The following is a 1,502-nucleotide window of genomic DNA, read 5'->3' on the forward strand; positions in this document are numbered from 1 at the left end:
GCTCGCCGCGATCCTGCTGGTCACGATCAAGTACGAGATCAACGAGGTCATCACCGGCCTGGTGGGCGTGGTGCTGATCGGCGCCTCGTACTGGTCCTCGGTCGTGCGCAACCGCCGGGAGGCGGCCGAAGGCGAGGGCTCGGAGAGCAAGACGGAAGTCACGTCCGGAGTCTGAGTCCGGCCGAAGTCACCTCCGGAGTCCGACCTCCGGGAGTGTGACGCGGCGGCGTTTGAGGAACGCTCTGAGCGGGGCGGCCGAGGTCTTCCGACCTCCCGGCCGCCCCGCGGCAGTTGATCGGCTTTGAGCTTTGAGGCAGCGGAGCCACGAAGGGTGGGGGTGCGCACCATGGCGTTCTGGAGCAACTGGGGACGGTCCGCGTGGCGTGAGTTCGAGAGCGGCGACGCGTCCGGTGTGGTCGAGCTGACCAGGCGGCAATCGACGATCTCGCTGACCAAGCAGGGAGCCGCCAGCGGCAATCTGCGGATCAATCTCTCCTGGCAGATGCGCACCTCGGACTTCAACAGCAGGGCGGGGCGCGGCTCGCTGCGCCACCCCCTGCGGATGTTCAAGCCCGAGCCGGTGCAGGCGCAGGGGCCCGCGATGGTCAATGTCGACCTCGACCTCGCGGTGATGTACGAGCTGAAGAGCGGCGCCAAGGGCGTGGTGCAGCCGCTCGGCGAGTTCTTCGGCAATCTCAACGAGGCGCCGTACATCAAGCTCAGCGGGGACGACCGGTTCGGCTCCGGATCCGGCGAGACGGTCTACGTCAACATGGACCACAAGGACGACATCAAGCGACTGCTCGTCTTCGTCTACATCTACGACGGCACCCCCGCCTTCGACCGCACCCACGGCCTGGTCACGCTCTATCCGAGCAATGGGCCGCGGGTGGAGATCGCGCTCGACGAGCGGGCCCCGCAGGCCCGCTCCTGCGCCGTGGTGCTGATCGAGAACGTCAAGGGCGAGATGATGGTCCGCCGCGAGGTGAAGTACGTCTACGGCTTCCAGGCGGAGCTGGACCGGCTGTACGGCTGGGGCCTCCAGTGGGGCCGGGGCTACAAGTCCAAGGTTTGACGGCGGGGGCAGGGTGCGGCCCTGCCCCCCCATCCGTTCCGGAGCTATCTGTTCTGGAACTGCGGCCCCTGCGGCGGCAGGACGAAATGCGGGTCCGGCACCTGGACGGGGATCGGCAGCGGGGGCGGCGCCACCGGCCCCGTCGGCTGCACCTGCTGCGGATAGCCGTACGCGGGCGGCTGCGGGTAGCCGTACGTCTGCTGCTGGGGCGGATAGCCGTAGCCGGGCTGCGCCGGGGGCCGGCCGGGCGGCTGCGGATATCCGGCGGCCGGGGCCTGCTGCGGCGGTGGCGGGGCCTGCGGCGGCACATAGCCGAAGCCGCTGTCGCCGTGTGCCGTGGGGGGCCGCATGGGCTGGGTGCGGTGCGGGTCCCAGGGGTCGGGCGACGCCGCGTGCGGATAGCCGTACGCCGGGGCCGGGGCCGGGG

2 protein-coding genes and 1 pseudogene are annotated in these 1,502 nt (G+C 70.3%); 2 read left to right on the forward strand and 1 reads right to left on the reverse strand.

Features of this window, described 5'->3' with window-relative positions:
- The coding region (locus KN815_RS35880; RefSeq protein ID WP_216346024.1) for a DUF475 domain-containing protein at positions 1-175 on the forward strand (175 nt) is incomplete at its 5' end.
- 171 nt (positions 176-346) lie between these two features.
- Complete coding sequence (locus KN815_RS35885; RefSeq protein WP_216346025.1) at positions 347-1,075, forward strand: TerD family protein; 729 nt, start codon at positions 347-349, stop codon at positions 1,073-1,075.
- A 44-nt stretch (positions 1,076-1,119) separates the two neighbouring features.
- On the opposite strand, the pseudogene KN815_RS50980 reads toward KN815_RS35885, so the two are convergent.
- Positions 1,120-1,502, reverse strand: a pseudogene (locus KN815_RS50980) (TerD family protein); the annotation flags it as partial.

The sequence above is a fragment of the Streptomyces niphimycinicus genome (assembly GCF_018883605.1).
GTDB lineage: Bacteria > Actinomycetota > Actinomycetes > Streptomycetales > Streptomycetaceae > Streptomyces > Streptomyces niphimycinicus.